Annotated in this window: 17 protein-coding genes and 2 pseudogenes; 16 read left to right on the top strand and 3 right to left on the bottom strand. The window is 64.5% G+C overall.

Annotated elements, in window-relative coordinates; translation table 11 throughout:
* Window positions 1-45: 45 nt before the first annotated feature.
* Window positions 46-1,470, bottom strand: coding sequence for a hypothetical protein (locus LPN03_RS04760; RefSeq protein ID WP_262453305.1), 1,425 nt, complete (start codon window positions 1,468-1,470; stop codon window positions 46-48).
* A gap of 621 nt (window positions 1,471-2,091) precedes the next feature.
* Here LPN03_RS04760 and LPN03_RS04765 point away from each other — a divergent pair.
* The 4 genes from LPN03_RS04765 to LPN03_RS04780 all read left to right on the top strand — a co-directional run bounded on the left by LPN03_RS04765 (window position 2,092) and on the right by LPN03_RS04780 (window position 6,515).
* A complete protein-coding gene (locus LPN03_RS04765) occupies window positions 2,092-3,207 on the top strand; it encodes an FAD-dependent monooxygenase (RefSeq protein WP_262453306.1) in 1,116 nt (371 codons plus the stop codon).
* Between the two features lie 103 nt (window positions 3,208-3,310).
* The gene (locus LPN03_RS04770; RefSeq protein WP_262453307.1) at window positions 3,311-3,955 is read left to right on the top strand and encodes a TetR/AcrR family transcriptional regulator; all 645 of its coding nucleotides are present in this window, start codon (window positions 3,311-3,313) and stop codon (window positions 3,953-3,955) included.
* Window positions 3,952-4,908 carry an ATP-binding cassette domain-containing protein gene (locus tag LPN03_RS04775; RefSeq protein WP_262453308.1) on the top strand — a complete coding sequence of 319 codons (957 nt, stop codon included), beginning with the start codon at window positions 3,952-3,954 and terminating at the stop codon, window positions 4,906-4,908. The genes LPN03_RS04770 and LPN03_RS04775 overlap by 4 nt, the downstream gene beginning before the upstream one ends.
* Window positions 4,905-6,515: an ABC transporter permease gene (locus LPN03_RS04780; RefSeq protein ID WP_262453309.1), complete on the top strand. Its 1,611-nt coding sequence runs from the start codon at window positions 4,905-4,907 to the stop codon at window positions 6,513-6,515. Before LPN03_RS04775 ends, LPN03_RS04780 begins: the two co-directional genes overlap by 4 nt.
* Window positions 6,516-6,736: 221 nt before the next feature.
* On the opposite strand, the gene LPN03_RS04785 is transcribed toward LPN03_RS04780, so the two are convergent.
* The gene (locus LPN03_RS04785; protein ID WP_262453310.1) at window positions 6,737-8,509 is read right to left on the bottom strand and encodes a chloride channel protein; all 1,773 of its coding nucleotides are present in this window, start codon (window positions 8,507-8,509) and stop codon (window positions 6,737-6,739) included.
* A 70-nt stretch (window positions 8,510-8,579) separates the two neighbouring features.
* Between LPN03_RS04785 and LPN03_RS04790 the strand changes: the two genes are divergently transcribed.
* The 10 genes and pseudogenes from LPN03_RS04790 (at window position 8,580) to LPN03_RS04830 (ending at window position 16,520) form a co-directional block, all read left to right on the top strand.
* Window positions 8,580-9,059 carry a MarR family winged helix-turn-helix transcriptional regulator gene (locus tag LPN03_RS04790; RefSeq protein WP_165183487.1) on the top strand — a complete coding sequence of 160 codons (480 nt, stop codon included), beginning with the start codon at window positions 8,580-8,582 and terminating at the stop codon, window positions 9,057-9,059.
* On the top strand, window positions 9,056-10,096 hold the full coding sequence (locus LPN03_RS04795) for a cytochrome c oxidase assembly protein (RefSeq protein ID WP_205678393.1): 1,041 nt from the start codon (window positions 9,056-9,058) through the stop codon (window positions 10,094-10,096). The genes LPN03_RS04790 and LPN03_RS04795 overlap by 4 nt, the downstream gene beginning before the upstream one ends.
* On the top strand, window positions 10,093-10,980 hold the full coding sequence (locus LPN03_RS04800) for a cytochrome c biogenesis CcdA family protein (protein WP_262453311.1): 888 nt from the start codon (window positions 10,093-10,095) through the stop codon (window positions 10,978-10,980). The genes LPN03_RS04795 and LPN03_RS04800 overlap by 4 nt, the downstream gene beginning before the upstream one ends.
* Window positions 10,973-12,193, top strand: a complete 1,221-nt coding sequence (locus LPN03_RS04805; RefSeq protein ID WP_262453312.1) for a redoxin domain-containing protein — start codon at window positions 10,973-10,975, stop codon at window positions 12,191-12,193. The genes LPN03_RS04800 and LPN03_RS04805 overlap by 8 nt, the downstream gene beginning before the upstream one ends.
* A 255-nt stretch (window positions 12,194-12,448) precedes the next feature.
* Entirely contained in the window at window positions 12,449-12,748 is a 300-nt protein-coding gene (locus tag LPN03_RS04810) for a hypothetical protein (protein WP_262453313.1), read from the top strand.
* 165 nt (window positions 12,749-12,913) lie between these two features.
* Window positions 12,914-14,029, top strand: a complete 1,116-nt coding sequence (locus LPN03_RS04815; RefSeq protein WP_262453314.1) for a tyrosine-type recombinase/integrase — start codon at window positions 12,914-12,916, stop codon at window positions 14,027-14,029.
* Window positions 14,016-14,369: a helix-turn-helix domain-containing protein gene (locus tag LPN03_RS04820; protein ID WP_262453315.1), complete on the top strand. Its 354-nt coding sequence runs from the start codon at window positions 14,016-14,018 to the stop codon at window positions 14,367-14,369. Before LPN03_RS04815 ends, LPN03_RS04820 begins: the two co-directional genes overlap by 14 nt.
* Window positions 14,370-14,755: 386 nt before the next feature.
* Window positions 14,756-15,796: a hypothetical protein gene (locus tag LPN03_RS04825; RefSeq protein ID WP_262453316.1), complete on the top strand. Its 1,041-nt coding sequence runs from the start codon at window positions 14,756-14,758 to the stop codon at window positions 15,794-15,796.
* 60 nt (window positions 15,797-15,856) lie between these two features.
* A pseudogene (locus LPN03_RS20910) lies at window positions 15,857-16,171 on the top strand (SOS response-associated peptidase); the annotation flags it as partial.
* On the top strand, window positions 16,071-16,520 hold the full coding sequence (locus LPN03_RS04830) for an SOS response-associated peptidase (RefSeq protein WP_262453317.1): 450 nt from the start codon (window positions 16,071-16,073) through the stop codon (window positions 16,518-16,520). The pseudogene LPN03_RS20910 and the gene LPN03_RS04830, both read left to right, overlap by 101 nt.
* On the opposite strand, the pseudogene LPN03_RS04835 reads toward LPN03_RS04830, so the two are convergent.
* Window positions 16,515-17,790 (bottom strand): annotated as a pseudogene (locus tag LPN03_RS04835) (Y-family DNA polymerase). The gene LPN03_RS04830 and the pseudogene LPN03_RS04835 sit on opposite strands and share 6 nt — an antisense overlap.
* Window positions 17,791-18,158: 368 nt before the next feature.
* On the opposite strand from LPN03_RS04835, the gene LPN03_RS04840 reads away from it, so the two are divergent.
* Window positions 18,159-18,767, top strand: coding sequence for a rhodanese-like domain-containing protein (locus tag LPN03_RS04840; RefSeq protein ID WP_262453318.1), 609 nt, complete (start codon window positions 18,159-18,161; stop codon window positions 18,765-18,767).
* Window positions 18,764-19,528 carry a sulfite exporter TauE/SafE family protein gene (locus LPN03_RS04845; RefSeq protein ID WP_262453319.1) on the top strand — a complete coding sequence of 255 codons (765 nt, stop codon included), beginning with the start codon at window positions 18,764-18,766 and terminating at the stop codon, window positions 19,526-19,528. The genes LPN03_RS04840 and LPN03_RS04845 overlap by 4 nt, the downstream gene beginning before the upstream one ends.
* The last annotated feature ends 53 nt before the right edge of the window (window positions 19,529-19,581 follow it).

Below are 19,581 nucleotides of genomic sequence, written 5' to 3' on the forward strand. Positions count from 1 at the left end.
CTTCACTTCTTCCGGCGTTTACGGATTCACGCGCGACCCGCAGTTTCATAGTTTCGGCTTGATGTTTGCGGCGATCTCCTCTGAGGAGTCGGCCTTCTCGTGGTCGCTGCGTCGACGGGGCATCCGCGTGGCAATTCCGCTTGAGACCTTGTCTGAGACATTCTTTGCTCGCTCAAAGGCATCGTTGCCAATGCGCTTGCCGGCTTCGAGACCGTCTGTTCCTGTTTCGAGCACTTTGTCAGTCGTGGACCGCGCCAAATCAACAACATCACTGCTGAAGCGTTTAGTGGCGTCAACACCGCCGGCCCCAGTTTCGACAACCTTGTCCCGTACGTCAACCACGGCTTCCACCCAGCGCTTTGCTTCAACGGTGCGTTGTCCGTCTTCAATGCCGAGGCATTCGTGGAATTCACCAACAGTAGTCTCGACTCGGTTGCTGGAGTGGACCACAGAACGTGCAGTTGTGGGGTGAAGCAGAACTTTCGAATTCGCGAAGCCCGCTGCAGCATTCATCCGTGCGACCAACTTGTCTGTACTTTGAGATATTTGCAGAAGCCGCCTCTGCCGTGCGGCCTGCAACCCTCTGCGATGGTTATCCAACTCGTCAGGGGCAGCATCCAGCACCCGGTCCAGTTCAATGACCGACAGCGCATCTTGGAGCTGGAAGCAACGCGCCAGGACGACAATCCACTCCTGGACTTTTGGTTCAATCGCCTGGGTGGCCCTTGCAAGATCACCGATTGATGATCTGCGTTCCACCTTTTCCGCTAGTGCATCCAACTGACGAAGGGCGTACATTTGCGTGCTTGCGATGACCAACGACGACGACTGCACCTTGGACCAGGTAACATCGGAAACCCTCCCCACGGCTTCTCGTGTAAGTATCGCTTCATCGATCACGAGCCCAACGCCTATCATTTCCGCCAATACGGCATCCTTTTGGGCGCGCAATACGTCATCGACCTTCTCATCGATAACGGCCAAATAGTCCGTAATCTCATCCATTTTCTGTTGCATCGCAGCCTGCGACATAAACCCAGCAAGACTCGAGAGCGCTGCCGGATTGGTCAAGATTTGCGTTGGAGTTTTGGCTATTTCAAGTAGTCCGGTGATCCTGCCGTCCTTCATCAGGACTGCCCGGCGGACGTTGGCCTCTGAACCTTTCATCAGTTGGCCTGTTTTGAGTGCTTTGGCCGATTTCTCCGTCAACTTCACCCAACGGCCGGCATTGGCAGCGATCTGAGATGCAGTCTTCGCTGCCCCGGCCCCCGCGCCCAATGCACCAGCCAACCTTGCAATGCCGAGATCCTTCGATGTGAGTTCCTCAGCGGCCAAGAAGCACTCGATCGCCGTCGAATTTCCGATGAGCGCTATGCCATCCCTGTCTCCGAAGAGTTCAATTTCGTTTTCCAAAGCGGTCTCCTCAAAATGAGCACGATGGCCCCCCAATGCGTGTGGAATTGCGTTCATCAAATGCGATCCACCGAACTCCGAACAGCCTATTCCAACTGCGACAGCAATACCTACATAGTTGACTATGACCTGGCAGGCGCTGAGATCGGGGCGCCCTCCACCGTGGGAGCCTATTCGTGGGCAGGCCAGACCGACAAGACAATGGATAGGCGCGATCGGCGACATGCGGATCTTATGAGGGCCGCTGGACCTCCGCGAGTTCAAGATCGCTTTAGGCCCTTACATACGCACTGCATGCCGGGGCAAAATGAACTCATGTGTGGACGATACGTGGTGGCGCGGGGAGTAGGCATTATTGCAGTTGCCGCAACTGGACTCCACTTCAGTGGGTGCTTGGGGCCGATTTTCCGGTGATGGCTCATGATCCTAGTTCCAATCTTTGATCGCCGGAGACAGTACCAGCTCTAGCTAGGACGCGAATGTCAGCCAGGAAATATGATCCGGCAGTGTCATCGTGAAAAGGTGGCCTATCCTGGGGCAGCAAAGAGTGTGTCGTTTCTTCTGAAGACGACCGCCGATGGACAGGAAAGAACACGCTCTACATCTGGGACGTTCACGACCACTCTGACCGGAACATCGGCGTTGAGTGCCTTTGGTGTTGGGTGTTTGAATGGGCGCATGGGTGATCGCAGTGTGCTGGTCTCCGGCGGCGGCGTTGCCGGCTCGACCGTTGCGTTCTGGCTGGCGATCTCCGGCTGGTCCGTCACCATCGTGGAACGTTCCGCCGGCACACTTTCCAGTGGCAGCCCTGTCGACGTGCGGGGATCCGCCGGCGCCATTGCGAGGGGGATGGGTATTTGGCCGGACCTTCAGGGGGCTGCCACTGGTGTTGAACGGCTGGTTTTCGTTGATGCCGGCGGGCGGCCCCTGGCATCAATCAGGACGCAAAAAAGCGGCGACCACCATAATGAGGTGGAGGTTTCACGGAATGTACTCATCGGCCTGCTGCTCGGCAAGGCCCGGGAGAACAGCCGCATCATCGAGGGCGACTCGGTCACCTCCTTGCACCAAGACGGCGGCGGGGTGGACGTCGAGTTCCGGCGGACCCCTTCCCGGCGCTTCGACCTGGTGGTTGGGGCCGACGGCATCCACTCCACCGTCCGGGCGCTCGCTTTCGGTCCCGAGGATCGATTCGCCCGCCCCTTTGGCATGTTTGTGGGCACCGTGCGCTCCCACGTGCCGATCGAGGATCCGCACACGGTGCTTATGTACAACGAACCGGGAACCTCCCTGGCCATCCATCCGGCCGGCGGGAAGCCCGGATTCGCTTTCATCTTCCGCGGCCAGCACGACGTCGACTACCGCGACGCCGACCAGGGCAGGCGCCTCGTCGAGTCCACCTACGCCGGCGGAGGGTGGCTCACCACAAAAGCACTCCAGGAATGGGGCGGGACCGGGGAGAGGTATTTCGACGCCGTCACCCGCGTTGATGTGCCGCAGTGGAGCGCAGGACGGGTGGTTTTGCTCGGGGACGCGGCCGGTTGCATATCCTTGTTCGGAGAAGGCTCCAGCAGCGCGATCGTCGGAGCCAAGACCCTTGCCGAGGCGATCGCCAGGCACCCCTGCGACCCCTCGAGTGCCTTCGCCGACTATGAATACTCCCACCGCAAATACGTCCGGCCGCTGCAACGCGGTGCCGGCATCGCATCTCGCCTCCTCGTGCCCAAGACGCGATCTGGCATCACGATCCGCAATGCAGCCTTGAACGCGCTCCCCTTTCCGAACAAGCGGTGAATCTGCCCCTGGGGTAGGCGTTGACGGGACCCCCTGTTGCGGAATCCGGGCCGGGCGTCTGACCCCCTTGCCTCACACTGAACACATGTTTAGTATTTTGAGTATGAGTTCAGCAACGGATGGGCGGGACCTCACCGCCCGGGCAACGATCCGCAACGCAGCGCTGCGCCTGTTCGCCCACCGGGGGCACGACACGGTGACGGTGCGTGAGATTGCCGCCGCCGCGGGGGTGTCGCCGGCACTTGTGCTTCACCACTTCGGGAGCAAGGACGGGCTGCGGGCCGCCGTCGACGCCCACGCGGCCGAGTCCCTCGACGCAATTTTCGCCGAGTTGGGCGGCGAGGAACTCGCCGGGATGCTCGCCCGGGGTGAGGCGACGACGTCGGTGACCGAGTCATTTGTCCAGGTTTTCCCGCCCGGATCCCCGCTGCCGGCATACCTGCGCCGGCTGCTGCTCACCAACGACCCTGCCGGGGCTGCCCTGTTTGCCCGGTGGTATGCCACGACCCGTGGCGTATTGGAGGCCATGGTTGAGAACGGAATCGCCGCCCCCACCGACGACCCGGCCGTACGCGCGGCGTTCCTGCTGGTCAACGACCTCGCGGTGATCTTGCTGCGCGAACAAATCACCACCGCCATTGGTGATGATCCACTGACGCCCGCGGGCCTCACCCGGTGGACCAAGGACGTCACCGCCGTCTACACCGGGGGCGCATTCGCGGACCCGGGAAAGGAACCTCCGCCATGACAACCGCCGACTTTGTGATCCGCACCGAGGGGCTGAGGAAAGTCTTTGGAAAGGTCAGGGCCCTCGACGGCCTGGACCTCGCAATCCGCCAAGGGGAAGTCCATGGCTTCCTCGGTCCGAACGGTTCCGGCAAGTCCACGACGATCCGGGTCCTGCTCGGGCTGATGAAGGCCACCTCGGGCCGCGCCGAACTTTTCGGCCGCGACCCGTGGGCGAACGCGGCGCTCCTGCACCACCGCCTGGCCTATGTCGCCGGTGACGTTGCGCTCTGGCCGGCGCTGACCGGGGGCCAGTGCCTGGACGTCCTGGGCGCCACACACAGCCGGATCAACAAGCGACGGCGGTCGGACCTGATCCAGCGATTCGACCTCGATCCCACCAAGCGGGTGCGCGACTATTCCAAGGGAAACCGGCAGAAGGTGGCCCTAATCGCCGCCCTGGCCGCCGACGCGGAACTGCTGGTCCTGGACGAGCCGACCTCGGGCCTGGACCCTCTCATGGAGCAGGCATTCCAGGAATGCGTCCGTGGCCGCCGCCAGGATGGCGCGACCGTGTTGCTGTCCAGCCACATCATGGGCGAGGTGGAGGCGCTGGCGGACCGGGTGAGCATCATCCGTCGGGGCCGCACCGTCACCAGCGGCACCCTGGCCGAGCTGCGCAGCCGCACGCGCAGCACCGTCCACGCCGTCACGGCGCGCCAGCCCGACGGCCTGGCCGGGGCCGAAGGTGTCGCCGACCATCACACCGAGCGGCTCGACGGGCACGTGGACTCCCGGTTTACCATTGACACCGGGCATTTGGATGCCGTCATCGGGCGCCTCCACGCGGCCGGCATCCACACCCTCACGGTCACGCCCCCCAGCCTGGACGCCCTGTTCCTGAGAAACTACGAAAAGTCACCCACCCCGGACGAAGCGGACGGAGACGTGGTGGCCGCGGAGGCGGCATCATGAGCACCGGAGCCCATGGTGCACCGGATCATGCGGGCGGGCTGGCCACCATGCTAAGCATCACCGCTCGCATTCAGCGGCGCAACGCCCTCTTGTGGGTGCTTGTGCTGGGCGCATCCATGGTCGGCACCGCAGCCGGCGTGGCCTCCCTCTATGACACTCCCGCCAAGATCCACAGCTACGCCGCGGCAGTCACCACCGGCAATGCCCTGCTGGCCATCAATGGCAAGGTCGAGGGTATCGATTCCCTTGGCGGCGTCATCCAGGACGAGTTCGGTTTCATGGCCTCCTTCCTGCTGCCTTTGCTGGGCATCGCCCTGGTGGCACGGGCGACGCGCCGTGAGGAAGAAGCCGGCCGGCTTGAACTGCTCCTGGGAGGGCGCATCGCCCGCCACGAACCCACACTGGCCGCGCTTCTTGTGGCCACGGCCACGATCGCAGTGACGGCCGTGCTGTTCGCCGTCGGGCTGGCGGTCTCTGGCGTCGCGGTGGCAGGTGCGATCCTCTACGCATCCTCCCTGGGCGCACTGGCCTTCGTCTTTGCCGGGCTCGCAGCCCTGCTGGCGCAGCTCACCCGGCACGCCCGGGACGTCTACCTCTGGTGCGTGATGGCCCTGGCGGCATCGTATGTGCTGCGCGGCGTCGGCGACACGACCCGGACGTGGGTGGGCTGGCTCTCTCCGCTCGGATGGGCCGAAAAGGCCGCACCGTTTGGGGCCCAGCGGTGGTGGACGCTGGCAATCCCGGTGGCCGTGGGACTCGCTTTCGGGGGCGCGGCAGTGGCGCTGGCTGCCCGGCGCGACCTCGGCAGCGCCCTGGCCGGCGGCGGCGTCGGCCCCCAGCACGCTTCCCCTGCGCTGCGAAGCCCGTTCGGATTCGCGGCCTGGCTCCACCGCCCCGCCATCCTCGGCTGGCTCGCCGGCGGCGTCCTGCTCGGAGGGATGATGGGGGCACTCTCCAAGCAGCTTCTCGGCGCAATGGCCGGGAATCCCGCCCTTGCCCAGGCCATGGGCATCGCCGGCGGCCAGCCCCTTGACGGGTTCGTCGCCGCCACCCAGCTCTACCTTGCAGTCATTGCCGCCGGGTATGTCGTCCAGGCCTTCGGCACCCTGCGGGCCGAGGAAGCAGACGGACGGCTGGAGACGCGGCTTTCCGGCACGTTGACCAGAATCCGCTGGCTCGCCACGCACACATTGGTGGTGCTAGGCGGGCTCATTATTGTGGTGCTGGTGTCCTCCCTGGTGCTGGGCCTGGCGACCACGGTCTCGGTCGGCAACTTGGCAGAACTCGGCCCCACCCTGGCCTCCGGGCTGGCCTACCTTCCTGCCGAGCTCGTGTTCGCCGGCCTGGCGCTGGCGCTTTACGGCTGGCGCCCCCGCTTGTTCTTCATCGCCTGGGCCGGATACGCCGTGGCCACGTTCATCGCTTTCCTGGGGCCCGGCCTGAAGTTCCGCCAGTGGGTGCTCGACGTCGCACCGACCACCCATGTGGGAAACCCCCCGCTGGGGACGGCCCAACCCGCCGCTCTCATCGTGATGGCTGTCATCGCCCTGGTCCTCGCGGCGGTCGGCTGTGCAGCCTTCCGCGGGCGCGGGGTGCCCCAGGGCTGATCTCCCACTGGGGAGTCTTTCATCGACGTACCAAAGGCCGGCCGTCGCAGTGGATTTGGCAGATCCCTGTACCGCCCCCAATGCCCCGTGCCGGTGGCCCGCCCGATGACCGGGCGAACTACCGGCACCGTTTTTGAACCAGCCGCCGTCGACTGCGACGCCCCGGCCGAACGGGCGTGGCCGCCGCAGATCGCCGGCGGTGAAGACGGCTTGCGGTTTCCTTACCGGGGGGCGCGAGAGAGCAGCCGGAGCACCGCTTCCTGGCTGAGCCACCCTTTCAACACGCCGCCTTCGGTGACGGGCAGCCCGCCGCCCGCCGGGGAGTCCAGCACCAGCTCCACCACGGAGTCCAGGGAGGCCGAGGGCCAGACCGTGGCGACATGCTCGGCCAGGCCCGCCAGGGAACGGCCGCCGGGATCCCCGGTCCCGCCCAATTCCGTGGAGAGCATCTTGAGTGTGACGACCCCGAGCAGACGGCCGTCGGCGTCGGTGACGGGCAGGCTGTGTTTGCCGGAGGCCAGCAGCAGCCGGGAGCCCTCGGCGGCGCTGAGGCTGCCGTCCAGGGCCCGGTGGCTTCGGTCCATGACGGCGCCGACACGGGTGGCCTGCAACAGCTCGGTGCCGGGGTGCCGGGTCAGGTCCACGCCGCGGCGGCTGAGCTTGAGCGTGTAAATGGTGTCCGGGGACAACAGCTTGGACACCCCGGTGGCCACCACGATGGCGAGCATGATGGGCAGGATGATCGAATATTCGCCTGTGAGCTCGAAGAGGATAATGACGGCGGTGATGGGCGCACGGGCCGCCCCGGCGAAAACGGCGCCCATGCCCACCAGTGCGAAGGTCCCCACCTGGCCGTGGAGCCCGGGATCGATTGCTCCGACGACTTCCCCGAAGGCCGCCCCAAGCATGGCCCCGATGAACAGGGACGGGGCAAAGACGCCGCCTGAACCGCCGATCCCGATGGTCAGGCTCGTGGCCACGATCTTGCCCACCAGCAGCACCAGCAAGAAACCCACGGCATAGCGCCCGTCCACACCGGCCTGCATGACGGGGTAGCCCACCCCGTACATCTGTGGCAGCGCCAGCAGCAGCAGCCCCAGCAACAGCCCACCCAAAGCGGGGCGAAGCCAGTTGGGCAGGCGCCAGAGATAGTCGCACAGGTCCTCGATGGCATACAGGACCCGGGTAAATCCGACCCCGGCAAGACCCGCGAACAAGCCCAGCAGGAGAAACAGCGGGAATTCCCATCCACTGCCGAGGTGGAAGGGGGGCAGTTGCAGGAAGGCCTGGTCGCCCAGGAACGTCCGCCCCACCACGGAGGCTGCCACGGAGGCCAGGACCACGGCACCAAAGGAGCCGGCCTCGAAGTCCGCCAGCAACAGCTCCAGGGCAAAAAAGACTCCCGCAATGGGCGCATTGAACGTCGCGGCAATGCCACCGGCCGCGCCGCACGCCACCAGCGTCCGGACCCTGGAATCGGGCATCCTGAACACCCTGGCCAGCCACGACCCCAGGGCCGAGCCGATCTGCACGATCGGCCCCTCCCTGCCCACGGATCCGCCGGCACCGATGCAGATCGCGGACGCGAGGGCCTTCACCACCGCGACCCGGCCCTTGATCCGCCCGCCTCGCCGGCTGACCGCGTACATGACCTCCGGGACACCGTGGCCGCGCGCTTCGGGGGCGAAATGGTGGACGAGCGGTCCGTAGACCAGCCCGCCCACGGCCGGGGCCAGGACCACGAAGAACGGCCCCAGCCACCCAAGCCACGGGTGCGCCGGGTGGCCCTGGACTGCCGAATAGTCCACCTGTCCGGAGAAGAAGATGGTGGCGGCGGAGATCATCCAGCGAAACGCAACGGCGGCGAATCCTGCCCCGGCCCCCACCACCAGGGCCACGGCGATCAGCTGGTATCCGCCTTCCGCAGCGGGTTTCCAGATGCCCTGCCACAGGGCCGCCAGACCGCGCCTCGGTGCGCCGATGGTTGCGGGCATGCAGGGATCCTCACGTCTGGGCTTGCGCCATAATTTTATGCACTCATGCAATATATGCCATACTGCAATCATGAATCCTAGCACCCCGGCCGCGGTGACCGGCGACGCCATCGTTGAAACCCTGACGGCCTCACGCGCCCTGCTGGGCGTCATTGCCAGGTCGCTGGCCACCGTCATGGACACCGTGACACTGCCCCAGTTCAGGGTGCTGGTCGTGCTCTCCGACTTTGGCCCGCTGCGCATGGGCGAGCTCTCCGAAAAGCTCGGCGCCAACCAGTCCAGCTTCAGCCGGTTCGCGGACCGCATGGTGACAGCCGGCCTGATTTCCCGGCAGGTGGGCACCACCAACCGCCGGGAAGTGATTATTTCCCTCACCAACCATGGCAGGGACATCCACGACACGGTCACCGAGGCCCGCCGGGCCGAGATCGCGGCCCTGCTGGGGACCTTGTCGCCAGCGGAGCGGGAGGCCGTGAAGACCGGATTTGAAATCTTTGCCGGGGCCGCCGGGGAACCGCCAGCTGCGGACTTGATGATTGTGGGGCTGTGAGCGTGCGCCTTTCCGGCATGCCGCCGATGCCCGGCCTGGGCAACCCGCACGCTGTCATGTCCGGGCCCATGTGGATGCCCACCGCACCTCCCACCGTTGCCAACGTGCTGGCCTGGCATCCGCAGCCGATCCCCGTGATGCCGGCCCTGGCCGTGGCACTGCTGTTTGGCTACGCGGCAGGGCTGCTGGTGCTGCGGCGCCGAGGCGCCGCATGGCCGGTGGGGCGCACCATCATGTGGATCGTTGGCGTGGGGAGCATCCTGTTTGTCACCGGCACCGGGATCGACGGTTACGGCATGGAGCTGTTCAGCGTCCACATGATCCAGCACATGGCGCTGAACATGCTCTGCCCCGTCTTTTTGGTCCTCGGAGCCCCCGTGACCCTGGTGCTGCGGGTGCTCCCGGCCGGCCACGGCCGCGCCGGGAAGGCGCGCCGGGGCGTGCTTGGTGTCCTGCACTCGGTTCCCGCCTCCATCCTCACCCACCCCGTGGTAACTTTTGCACTGTTCGTGATGAGCCTGTACGGGCTGTACTTCACCCCACTCTTTGACGGGCTGATGGGCACGTGGTGGGGGCACAACCTCATGCTGCTGCACTTCCTGCTGATCGGTTTCCTGTACTTTTGGGGGATCCTGGGCGTGGACCCTTCCCCGCGCCAAACCGGCCGGGGACTGCGGTCCATTTCCGGGGAGGTGCTGCCGGTGCTCGAACTTGCCGCGACCACCCCGTTCCACGCCTTTTTCGGCGTGGTCGTCATGATGTCCACCACCTTGCTGGTGCACTTTTACGCCACGCCCATGCCGGGCTGGAACATCATGCCGCTGGCGGACCAGGGCGTTGGCGGCGGCATCGCCTGGGGCTTCACCGAGTTCCCCACGCTGCTGGTGCTCGGGGTCCTGGTGTCCAAGTGGCAGCGCTCCGACGTACGCAAGGCAGCGGCCGCCGAACGCCGGGCGGCCCGTGTAGGGGACGTGGACCTGGATGACTACAACAGCTACCTGGAGGGCCTGGCGTCCCGGGACGGGACCCGGCCATGAGCCCCTTGGCGGTTGCTGCGGCAACGAGTTACGCCTTCACCCTGGGGCTGGTGGCAGCCATCAATCCGTGCGGGTTCCCCCTGCTGCCGGCCTACCTGGCCCTGTTCACCGGGGGGACCGACGGACGACGCGCGGCCAGGACGGCCAAGGGGCTCGTCTCCGGCGCCGGCGTCACCTGCGGTTTCGTGGCCGTCTTTGGCACGCTCGGCCTTCTCCTGGTCTCCGGGGCTGCCCTGGCCTCGGGATGGCTGCCGTGGTTCATGGTCGCGGCCGGGTTCCTGATGGCGGCACTGGGCCTTTCGACTCTGTGCGGGCATCCGCTTTACCTGCGGCTGCCCACGCCCAGAATCGCGCCGGGAGGGCGGACGTTTGCCGCGACGTTCGTCTTCGGCATCGCCTACGCCATCGGATCGCTGAGCTGCGCCCTGCCGCTGTTCCTGGCCGCCGTGGGCGGCTCGTTCACCCGCCTGGGGTTCTGGGCGGGCCTGGCCTGCTACCTTTCCTACGCCCTGGGCATGGGCCTTTTTGTGACGGGCGCAGCCGTCGCGACGGCCATCGCGGGAAGCGGGCTTCTGCGCCAATTCCGCAAAGCCGGGCGCGTCCTGCCGGCGGTCTCCGGTGCGGTGCTGGCGGCATCCGGACTCTACCTCTCCTATTACTGGGCCGCGGACCTTCTACACTTCCCGATGGCCGCCGGCCCGTTTGGCGCCGTGGGCGCCGTGCAGGGCGCCGTGACGTCCTTCATCGCAGGCCACATGGCAACCACCGCAGCGGTCCTGCTGACCGCGGTACTGGCAGGCATCGCCGTCGTCACACTCAAAACCCGGACAAGCCCCGGAGACACCCGGGAGGCTGACCATTCGGAAGGAAAAACCCATGCCTGAAACACCCACACCGGACCCCACACCAATCCCCCGGGGCAGGGCGCTGTTGTGGGGCGGGGCGGGAACCCTGCTCCTGATGGCCGTGGTCGTGGTGCTGCTCGCCTCGGGGATGGTGCCAAGCACCCGCGGCAACCCGGCAGCCCAGGGAAGCACCGCCGTCGAGCCCGGCATCAACGCCGCCGCCTCCACCCTGCTCCAGCTGGACCCGCAGTCCGCGCCCCAGCTGACGGCCCCGGCCCTCTCGCTGACAGACCAGGCAGGCAGACACGTCACGCTCGCCCAATTCCGCGGCAAGTCCGTGGTGCTCTCCTTCAACGACGACAAGTGCGAGGACCTGTGCACGCTCCTGGCCCAGGACGTGGTCGCCGCCAACAAGGACCTGGGCGCGAACGCCAAGGACGTGGTGTTCCTCTCCATCAACGCCAACCCTTACTACCCCTCCCCATCAGCTGTCAAGGAATGGACGGACAGCCACGGGCTGGCCGGGGACACCAATTGGGTGTTTGGCACCGGCAGCCCGAAGCAGCTGGCCGACGACGCCGCCGCCTACGGCGTGCCGATCGAGCTGGACCCCAAGACCAAATCAGTCGTCCACGGAACGGAAATCTTCTACATCGACCCGGCCGGCAAAGAAGCGGCCCTGGGCCAGTTCGGCACCGCATCCGCCAACACCGAGCTGTACGCCCATGCCATGGCCCAGGCCGCGGTGGACCTGCTGCCCAATGCCGCCTCAATCCACGTCGCCGGACCGTCGCCGGCCGCGACGGCCAGCGAGGCAGGGGCCTCGATCAACGCCGCCGCACCCGCGATCACACTGCCGCAACTATCCCACCCCAACAGCACCACCTCGTTGGGCGCGTTCAAGGGCAAGGTCACCGTGGTCAACTTCTGGGCCAGCACCTGCACCGCCTGCGTGGCCGAGATGCCCGCCATCGAACAGGCCCACAAGAACCTGGGCAAAAGCACCAACTTTGTCGGAATCGACGTCGCCGACAACCCCCGCGATGCGGCCGCCTTCGCAGCAAGATACGGCACCACGTACCCCCTGCTCAGCGACCCCGCCGGGACCGCCTCCGGCGCCTACCAGATTCCCGGCCTGCCGTTCACCGCAGTCATCGGCCCGGACGGAACCATGCTGGTGCGCCACCCCGGGGCCATGACCGCCGAACAGCTGGAGTACGTCCTCCACAGCCTTGCCCAAGGAGGAAGCTGAGGTTGGGCCGGATGAGCTGACCCGGCCCAACTACCACCGCATCGTCGGCACCGCATTCACGTCGCCGCCCCGACCGGGCCCCGCACTTTATGATGCCTACCCGCCACGACGCCGGAACACCAATAACCTGTAGCGGCTCCCGCTCTTACCGCACCACGCCGGCCGCGGCCTTAAAAAGCCCGCAGATGAATAGAAATGACGAGAAACCCAAACACCGATGGCAACCAGCTGGCCGGCTCCAATTGGGAAGCAGTCTTGAACGCCGCCGCCGGGAACCCGACCTACTCGATCAACCCGCTGACTCCGCAGCCAGCCGGCATGCTTAGCCAGACCGCGCCGCTGATCGTCGGCATCAACGATCCGCTGCAAGGCAGTGGAACTCCCGCGCGACAACAGCCCAAGCCGGAAAGCAGGCAGAAGCTAGGGCCAGGCCCTACCGCCGAAAGCAAGGAAGGCGGCGCCGGACAAATCCACGAAAAGTTGGCCGTCGACCTGAACACACACGGCAAAGGCGGACACGGCCTATGCAGGGCCGCTCCTCCCGCAGCCGTCTGACTCTGCGAACCGAATGAAGCGGCACCCACACCTGCACCGCATGAATTGAGTTGGTCGGATCCGACGCCCCGACCACCGATTGCGTCGGGTGTTCACTGTCGGCGTGGTTGTTGTAAATTAGGATATTGGTTGCATCAATGATGCATTTAATGCAACCATTGGCGCATGGATGACGGCACTCGCCCGGCGAGTCCTCAATTGCTGTTGGTGGGCAACGTTCACCCCCTTCACGAGGGCGAGTTTGTCTTCGACGCGATGCTTTCCGGGTGGCGTGATCAGCAAGCCAGCAGGGGGCTGACCGCCAGTACCGTTGGGAGGAGACTTCAATTCATTCGCCGCTTCGCCAACTATTGCGACAAGCCGCCCTGGCAATGGATTCCGGGCGATCTTGAAGACTTCACCGTGCACAGCATGTCCCGGGAGAGGCGGCTGGCTAAGTCAACGATTCGTGCCTACCAGGCGACGATCCGGATCTTCTGCGACTTTATCACCGACACCCGATATGACTGGATGGAGCAATGTCAACGTCGTTTTGGATGCGCCCCTCAACAAATCTGCCACGAGTGGAACACCACGGCGCACATTGCTGAATACGAGGGGCGGCCAGAACGTCGGGCCCTGACCTATGACGAGCTGGATGCCTTCTTTCGGCATGCCGACGAACGCGTGGAGGCCATAGTTCAGGCCGGCAGGAAGGGAGCGCTGGCCGCGCTCCGAGATACGCAGATCTTCAAGACTGTCTACGCGTTTGGCCTGCGCCGTGCCGAAGCCGTAGGGCTCGATATTGCCGACCTTCGCCCAAACCCGGCGGCACCACGCTTCGGCAGCTATGGATCATTGGACGTCCGATGGGGCAAAGGGTCCAATGGTTCTGGGCCACGCCGACGCTCCGTTCTGGCACTGCCGGAGTTCGACTGGGCCATTGACGGGCTGCAACAGTGGGCCGAACTGGGCCGGATGCGGGTAACCAATGAACGCGCCGGCGCGCTGTGGCCCACCGAACGAGGAACCCGTGTCTCCCTGAGATACCTTGATGACCGCTTTGCCGAGCTTCGCGACGGTGCCGGACTTCCCAAGGAACTCAGCCTGCACTCCCTTCGCCACAGCTATGTGACAAATTTGATCGAGTGGGGTTACTCAGAAAAGTTCGTCCAAGACCAAGTCGGCCACCTCTACGCATCAACCACCGCGATCTACACCTCGGTGGGCAGTGACTATAAAAACCGGGTAATAGCCCAAGCCCTATCTCGAGTGTATGGAGAGAACAATGCGCGCCTCTGACGACCAATCACCCATCCAGTGGCGCTTGCGTGAACTCATGGCAGGAGCGGGCATGTTCCACACCACCGATCTTGTCGGCCCGCTTCGCGACATCGGAATTCAGCTTTCACGAGAACAGGTCTTTCGCCTCGTCACCAAAACGCCAGCACGATTAAATATCGAAGTCCTCGCCGGGCTATGCCAAATCTTCAGCTGCACCCCCAATGACCTGATCCAAATCAAGCCGGCCGGAGCAATCGAGGCAGGGCGCCGAACTGGGACAACGGACAGCACAAGCTCCGATGGCCATTCGATCGGAGATCTTCGTCCCGTCCCGGCACGGATACGCCGCCCAACATGAGCCGGGATGCCTTCGAGTGCCACCTCTGCCGCCGGACCATCACCACCGGTTACGAACTCTTAGGGGGCACAATCTGCAACCCTTGCTACTCGCGGATCAGGTGGTCGGCAACAGCCTGCCCCCGCTGCCACCATGTGAAAGTTCTCGCATTTTATGACGCCGAGGGTCTCATAGTCTGTGCAGGCTGCGCCGGAGAGCCAGCCCGCTTCGCCTGCAAAAGCTGCGGCAGTGAAGAACAACTCACGGGGTCCCAATGCGGCCGATGCCGTCTGAAGGATCGTGCGGCATCCCTGCTATCCCAGAAAGACGGCACAATTCATCCCGGGCTGGCCGGGCTGTACCACCACTTTCTTGCCGCCCCGGATCCTCGCACGGTGACCCGATGGATGAAACACCCGCCCATTGAAGAGACCCTGCACGCCATGGCCCAAGGGCACCTACCCATCAACCACCAGAGCCTGGACACACTCCCCCAAACACACCGGGTGAGCTACTTCCGGCAAGTACTCGTCAGCGCAGGGACACTCCCTCCCATCGACATACACCTGCACGCATACGAGGTCTACAGCGCACAGTTCATCCGCAGCACTCCACCCCACCAAGCATCCATCCTCAGCCAATACCAGCGCTGGTACGTGCTCAGAGTCATGCGCCGCGCTTCGACCAAAGCACCAACCACCGCCAACACCCTCAATATCCGGAGGGAAGAACTACGGAAAATTGCCGCCTTCCTCACCTGGATAGACAACCACGACCAATCCCTTGAAACAGTCGACCAGGCGCACATCGACCAATACTTTGCCGCCGCGACAGGCAACACACGAGACCTGAGCACATTCATCAAGTGGGCCTGTCAGCAGCACCTTGCCACCGGAATTAGTCTTACTCGAAGACGCTCCACCACCGGAATAGCTGCCAGTCACGAAGAGCTCTGGAACAAGGTCGAACTCCTCCTCAACGACGGGTCCATCGCTCGGGACGTACGAATCACCGGACTCTTCCTACTTCTCTTCGGCCAACAGGTCATCAACACAGTCCGGCTCAAACGCTCGGACATCGAGGTCACTGGCTCCAAAACCTCCATAAGCTTTGGTAGTGACGCAATCAACCTACCCCCGCCCCTCGCCAGTCTCGTAGCAGAGCAACTTCAAACGCCCACCAGTCGCTACATTTACCACCAACCCGAAACTGACTGGCTCTTTTACGGCCTCGTCCCAACACAGCACGTCACCCCCAGCCACATGATCCGAGGCCTTTCAGAGGTGGGCATCTCGGTAAGACCCTATCGCCGAGCAGCAATGCTGCAACTCGCGGCAGCCTTGCCCGTGAGCGTCGTCGCTGGCACGCTTGGTCTGAGTATTGACACCGCCGCCCAATGGGCGCAACGATCAGGTCACACCTGGGGTGACTACCCAGCACTCCGATAAAGCATTAATACCCATACAGCAGACCGAATACTGCCTGCCCCCAACACCACAGCCGACCTGGTGGCCATGTTCGACGTGGGCGAGGTCGCCAATAACCTGCCGGGGCCGGCGTGGAACATCAAGCCCACGAACAAGGTGCCGGTGGTGCTGGAGTCGGCCAAGGGCGGTGATGAAGCGGTGCGCCGGTTGGAGGCGGCCCGGTGGTCGCTGACGCCGTCGTACTCCAAGGAATTGCGGACGAAGTTCGCGACCTTCAACGCCCGCTCCGAGACCGTTGCTGAGAAAGCAACCTTCCGGGGATCGGTCAAGAGCAAGCGGGCCATCCTCCCGGCCGACTACTACTACGAATGGCACACGGAGGGAAAGACGAAAACACCGTACGCCATCCACCTCCCCAAACGACGAGGTCATGGCATTCGCCGGCCTCTACACGTGGTGGCCGGACAAGTCCCTGCCCGAGGACCACGAGGACTACTGGACCCTGACGGCCACGATCCTGACCCGGGCCGCCGTCGGGGACGTCAGCCAACTCCACGACCGCACCCCGGTCACCCTCCCGCCCAGTTTCTGGGATGAATGGCTGGACGCCGGCCAGGACGGGGACCAGTCCCTCGTGGACGCCGCCGTCGCGGCAGCCACCCCGGTGGCCGAGGCCCTGGTCTTCCACCAGGTCGGCCCGCTCACCGGCGACGGCCCGGAACTGGTGGAACCGATCGACTCATGAGGCCCTGGCGACGGGCAGCTCGTCCCAGTGCGTCGTATACCTCGGGGAGAGCATCTCCCGCTTCATGGACCAGTCCGGGCCGCCCTTCATCCCGCCCGCGCCCAGCCCAAGACTCCCCCGCCCGTACTTCTTGGCGACGTCCTCGAGCAGCTGCCCGATCCGGCGTTCCTCATGCGCGTTCTCGAACGGCTCCAAAGGGGACTGGTTCCCGGTCGGGCGCAGGTCCGTGACCATGATCCCGGCACGCACATACTTCACCCCCTCCACGATCCTCGGCACCAGCGCGTGCGCGGCCTGGCCCAACAGGACCGGGTCCGCCGTCGGCATCGGCAACGGCACCACCACGGACGGATAGGACGTGTCCGCCGGGTTGTAATGCGACGTCGCCGCGAACGCGGTCAACACCTTCGCCTGCAGATTGTGTTTGGCCAGGCGGGCACTGGCCTGCTGCGCATACACGCCCATGACCTGGCGCATCGCGGCATGCGTGGTGATCGGGGCGGAAAAGGACCGGCTGAAAATCAGCTGGTCACGGCCAATGCGTTCCTCCTCCATCGGAATGCACGGAGTGCCCTGCAGCTCCAGCACGGTGCGCATCAGCACCACCGAAAACCGGTCCCGGATCACCACCGGGTTGGCATTCTTCAAGTCCAGGACCGACCTGATGCCCATCGCATTCAACCGCTTCCCCAGCCTGGCGGCCACACCCCACAGCTCGACGACGGAGAGCCTCGACATCAGCGCCTCCCTCTCCCATTCGGGGATCGACTCCCAATGGCACACCCCGCCGAACGGGGCGTGGTGCTTCGCCCACTTGTTCGCCAGCTTCGCCAGCCCCTTCGTCCGCCCGATCCCCACACACACCGGAACCCCCACATTCCGGCGCACCGCGGCCTTGATCTCCCGCCCGAGTGCCACCATCGCCGCCGGGGACCCGTTCACGCCCAAGAAGGCCTCGTCGATCGAGTAGACCTTGACCCAGGCACTGTACCGGCCCAGCAAGGTCATGACCCTGTCGCTGACATCCCCATACAACTCATAGTTGCTCGACCGGGCCACATACCAGCAACCGTTCCAGCGCGGCGATTTTGAACCAGGGTGTCCCGTTCTCGATGCCCAGGTGCTTGGCCTCGTCAGACCGAGCCACAACGGCTCCGTCGTTGTTCGACAACACGACGACCGGTTTCCCGGCCAGTGTGGGGTCAAAGGCACGCTCACAGGAGACGTAGAAGGAGCCGTCCTGCCGGCTTATCTGTAGTTGATCTCTCATAACAGTCATTGATGCTGGTCCGTACCTTGAGGACGCGTCTTTAGGTGTTGGAAAAGTCCTTGGCAAGATGCCAGTAGAAGAATTTTTGGACGACCAGGCGGCAGCGCGTTTGTAGGTGACGCCGAGTTTTTCCCACGGGTCGCAGGGGTATTTGCAGGCCCCTCCGAGGCAGTCACAATACCCCATAGGGTATTCTTGATGAAGGGCTGAATAGGCTCCGCGCCTGTTAGCCCAGTCCACTAGACCGGCCGGACGGCTCGCCCCACACACTTGTCGCCACGCCGGCGGGGCAGGGTGCGTGGATGAGGACCACTCCACAGCTGCAGGCAGCGCCATGAGAAATATTCCAAGACATATCGAAAGTGACTATGACTATCTCAGCTAAGACCACCACGGTCGAAAACGCCCCTAAGGCTATCGACGCCTCCACGCTGAAGGGCTGGGAAGATCATCATGATGATTTGATGATCATTGACGTGCGCAGCGGCGCGGAGTTCGATTCCCTTCATATCAGAGGCTCGTACCATGTGCCGTTGGCCATGCTCAGTGAACATGCCGAAGAATTCGCGGCCAAAATGGGCACCCGCGTGGTGCTCGTCTGTCAGTCCGGCAACCGGGCCGAACAGGCCCGCAAACGCCTTGGTTCCGTCGGGTTGGCCAGTGCCAGTGTCCTTTCCGGAGGGGTTCCCGCCTATGCGGCTGCTGGCGGCGAGGTAGTCCGCGGCCGCCGGACTTGGGCACTGGAACGTCAGGTGCGAATGACGGCAGGTTCTTTGGTGCTTGCAAGCATCGTCGCGGGGAGGTTCGTTTCACCGAAACTGCGCCTGGTAGCTGGCGGGATCGGCGCGGGCCTGACGTTCTCGGCCGCAACGAATAGCTGCGCCATGGGGAACGTCTTGTCCCGCATGCCTTGGAACCGTTCATCCAACGAGCCCACCGCGCATCAGGCCCTGCAGACCTTGGGCGCCCGGGAATGATGATCTCCGCGGCGGGGTTCGGGTTGATCGTCGGCGCCCTGCTGGGCCTGGTCGGTGGCGGCGGATCTATTCTCGCCGTCCCGGCCCTGGTCTATGGTGTGGGATTGCCGCTTGCCGCGGCGATCCCGACCTCGCTCGTCGTCGTCGGTGCATCCTCGGCCGTCGCGGTGTTGCCCCGGCTGCGCTCCGGAGTGAACTGGCGCCTGGCACTGATCATCGGCGCAGCCGGCACCGTGACGGCCTACCTCGGCGCGATGGTCAACCGCCTCCTTGATCCAAAGATCCTCTTGCTGGCGTTCGCCGCGATCATGGTCTTCGCCGGCGTCAGGATGCTGATGCCTTCCACCTCCCCCGGAGGGTCCTGCGCGCTTCCCGGCGGCGGGGTTCACTGGCGCAGCTGCCTGCCCAAGGCCATCGCCACCGGCGCCGTCGTGGGGTTCCTGACCGGGCTGTTGGGCGTGGGAGGAGGGTTCCTGATTGTCCCGGCTCTCACCCTGATTCTCGGACTGCCCATGGCCCTAACCGTCGGAACATCGCTGGTCATCATTGTCATCAACTCAGCCGCCGGCTTCACCGCCCACCTGGGAGATTTGCAGATTGACTGGGCCGTCACGGCAGCTTTTGCCATAGCTGCGATGGCCGCCTCGCTCATAGCGGGAAGGATCGGCACCAGGATCCCCGACAAGATTCTCAAACGCGGCTTTGGAACCCTTGTCCTGGTCATTGCCGCTTACGTGGCCGCGCAGGCGCTCCTCTCCTGAGGGGAGTCATGGGGACACAAGGGAGGCTCCGGAGGATTAGATCCTCCGGAGCC

The organism is Arthrobacter sp. A2-55 (assembly GCF_025548615.1).
Taxonomy (GTDB): Bacteria; Actinomycetota; Actinomycetes; order Actinomycetales; family Micrococcaceae; genus Specibacter; species Specibacter silviterrae.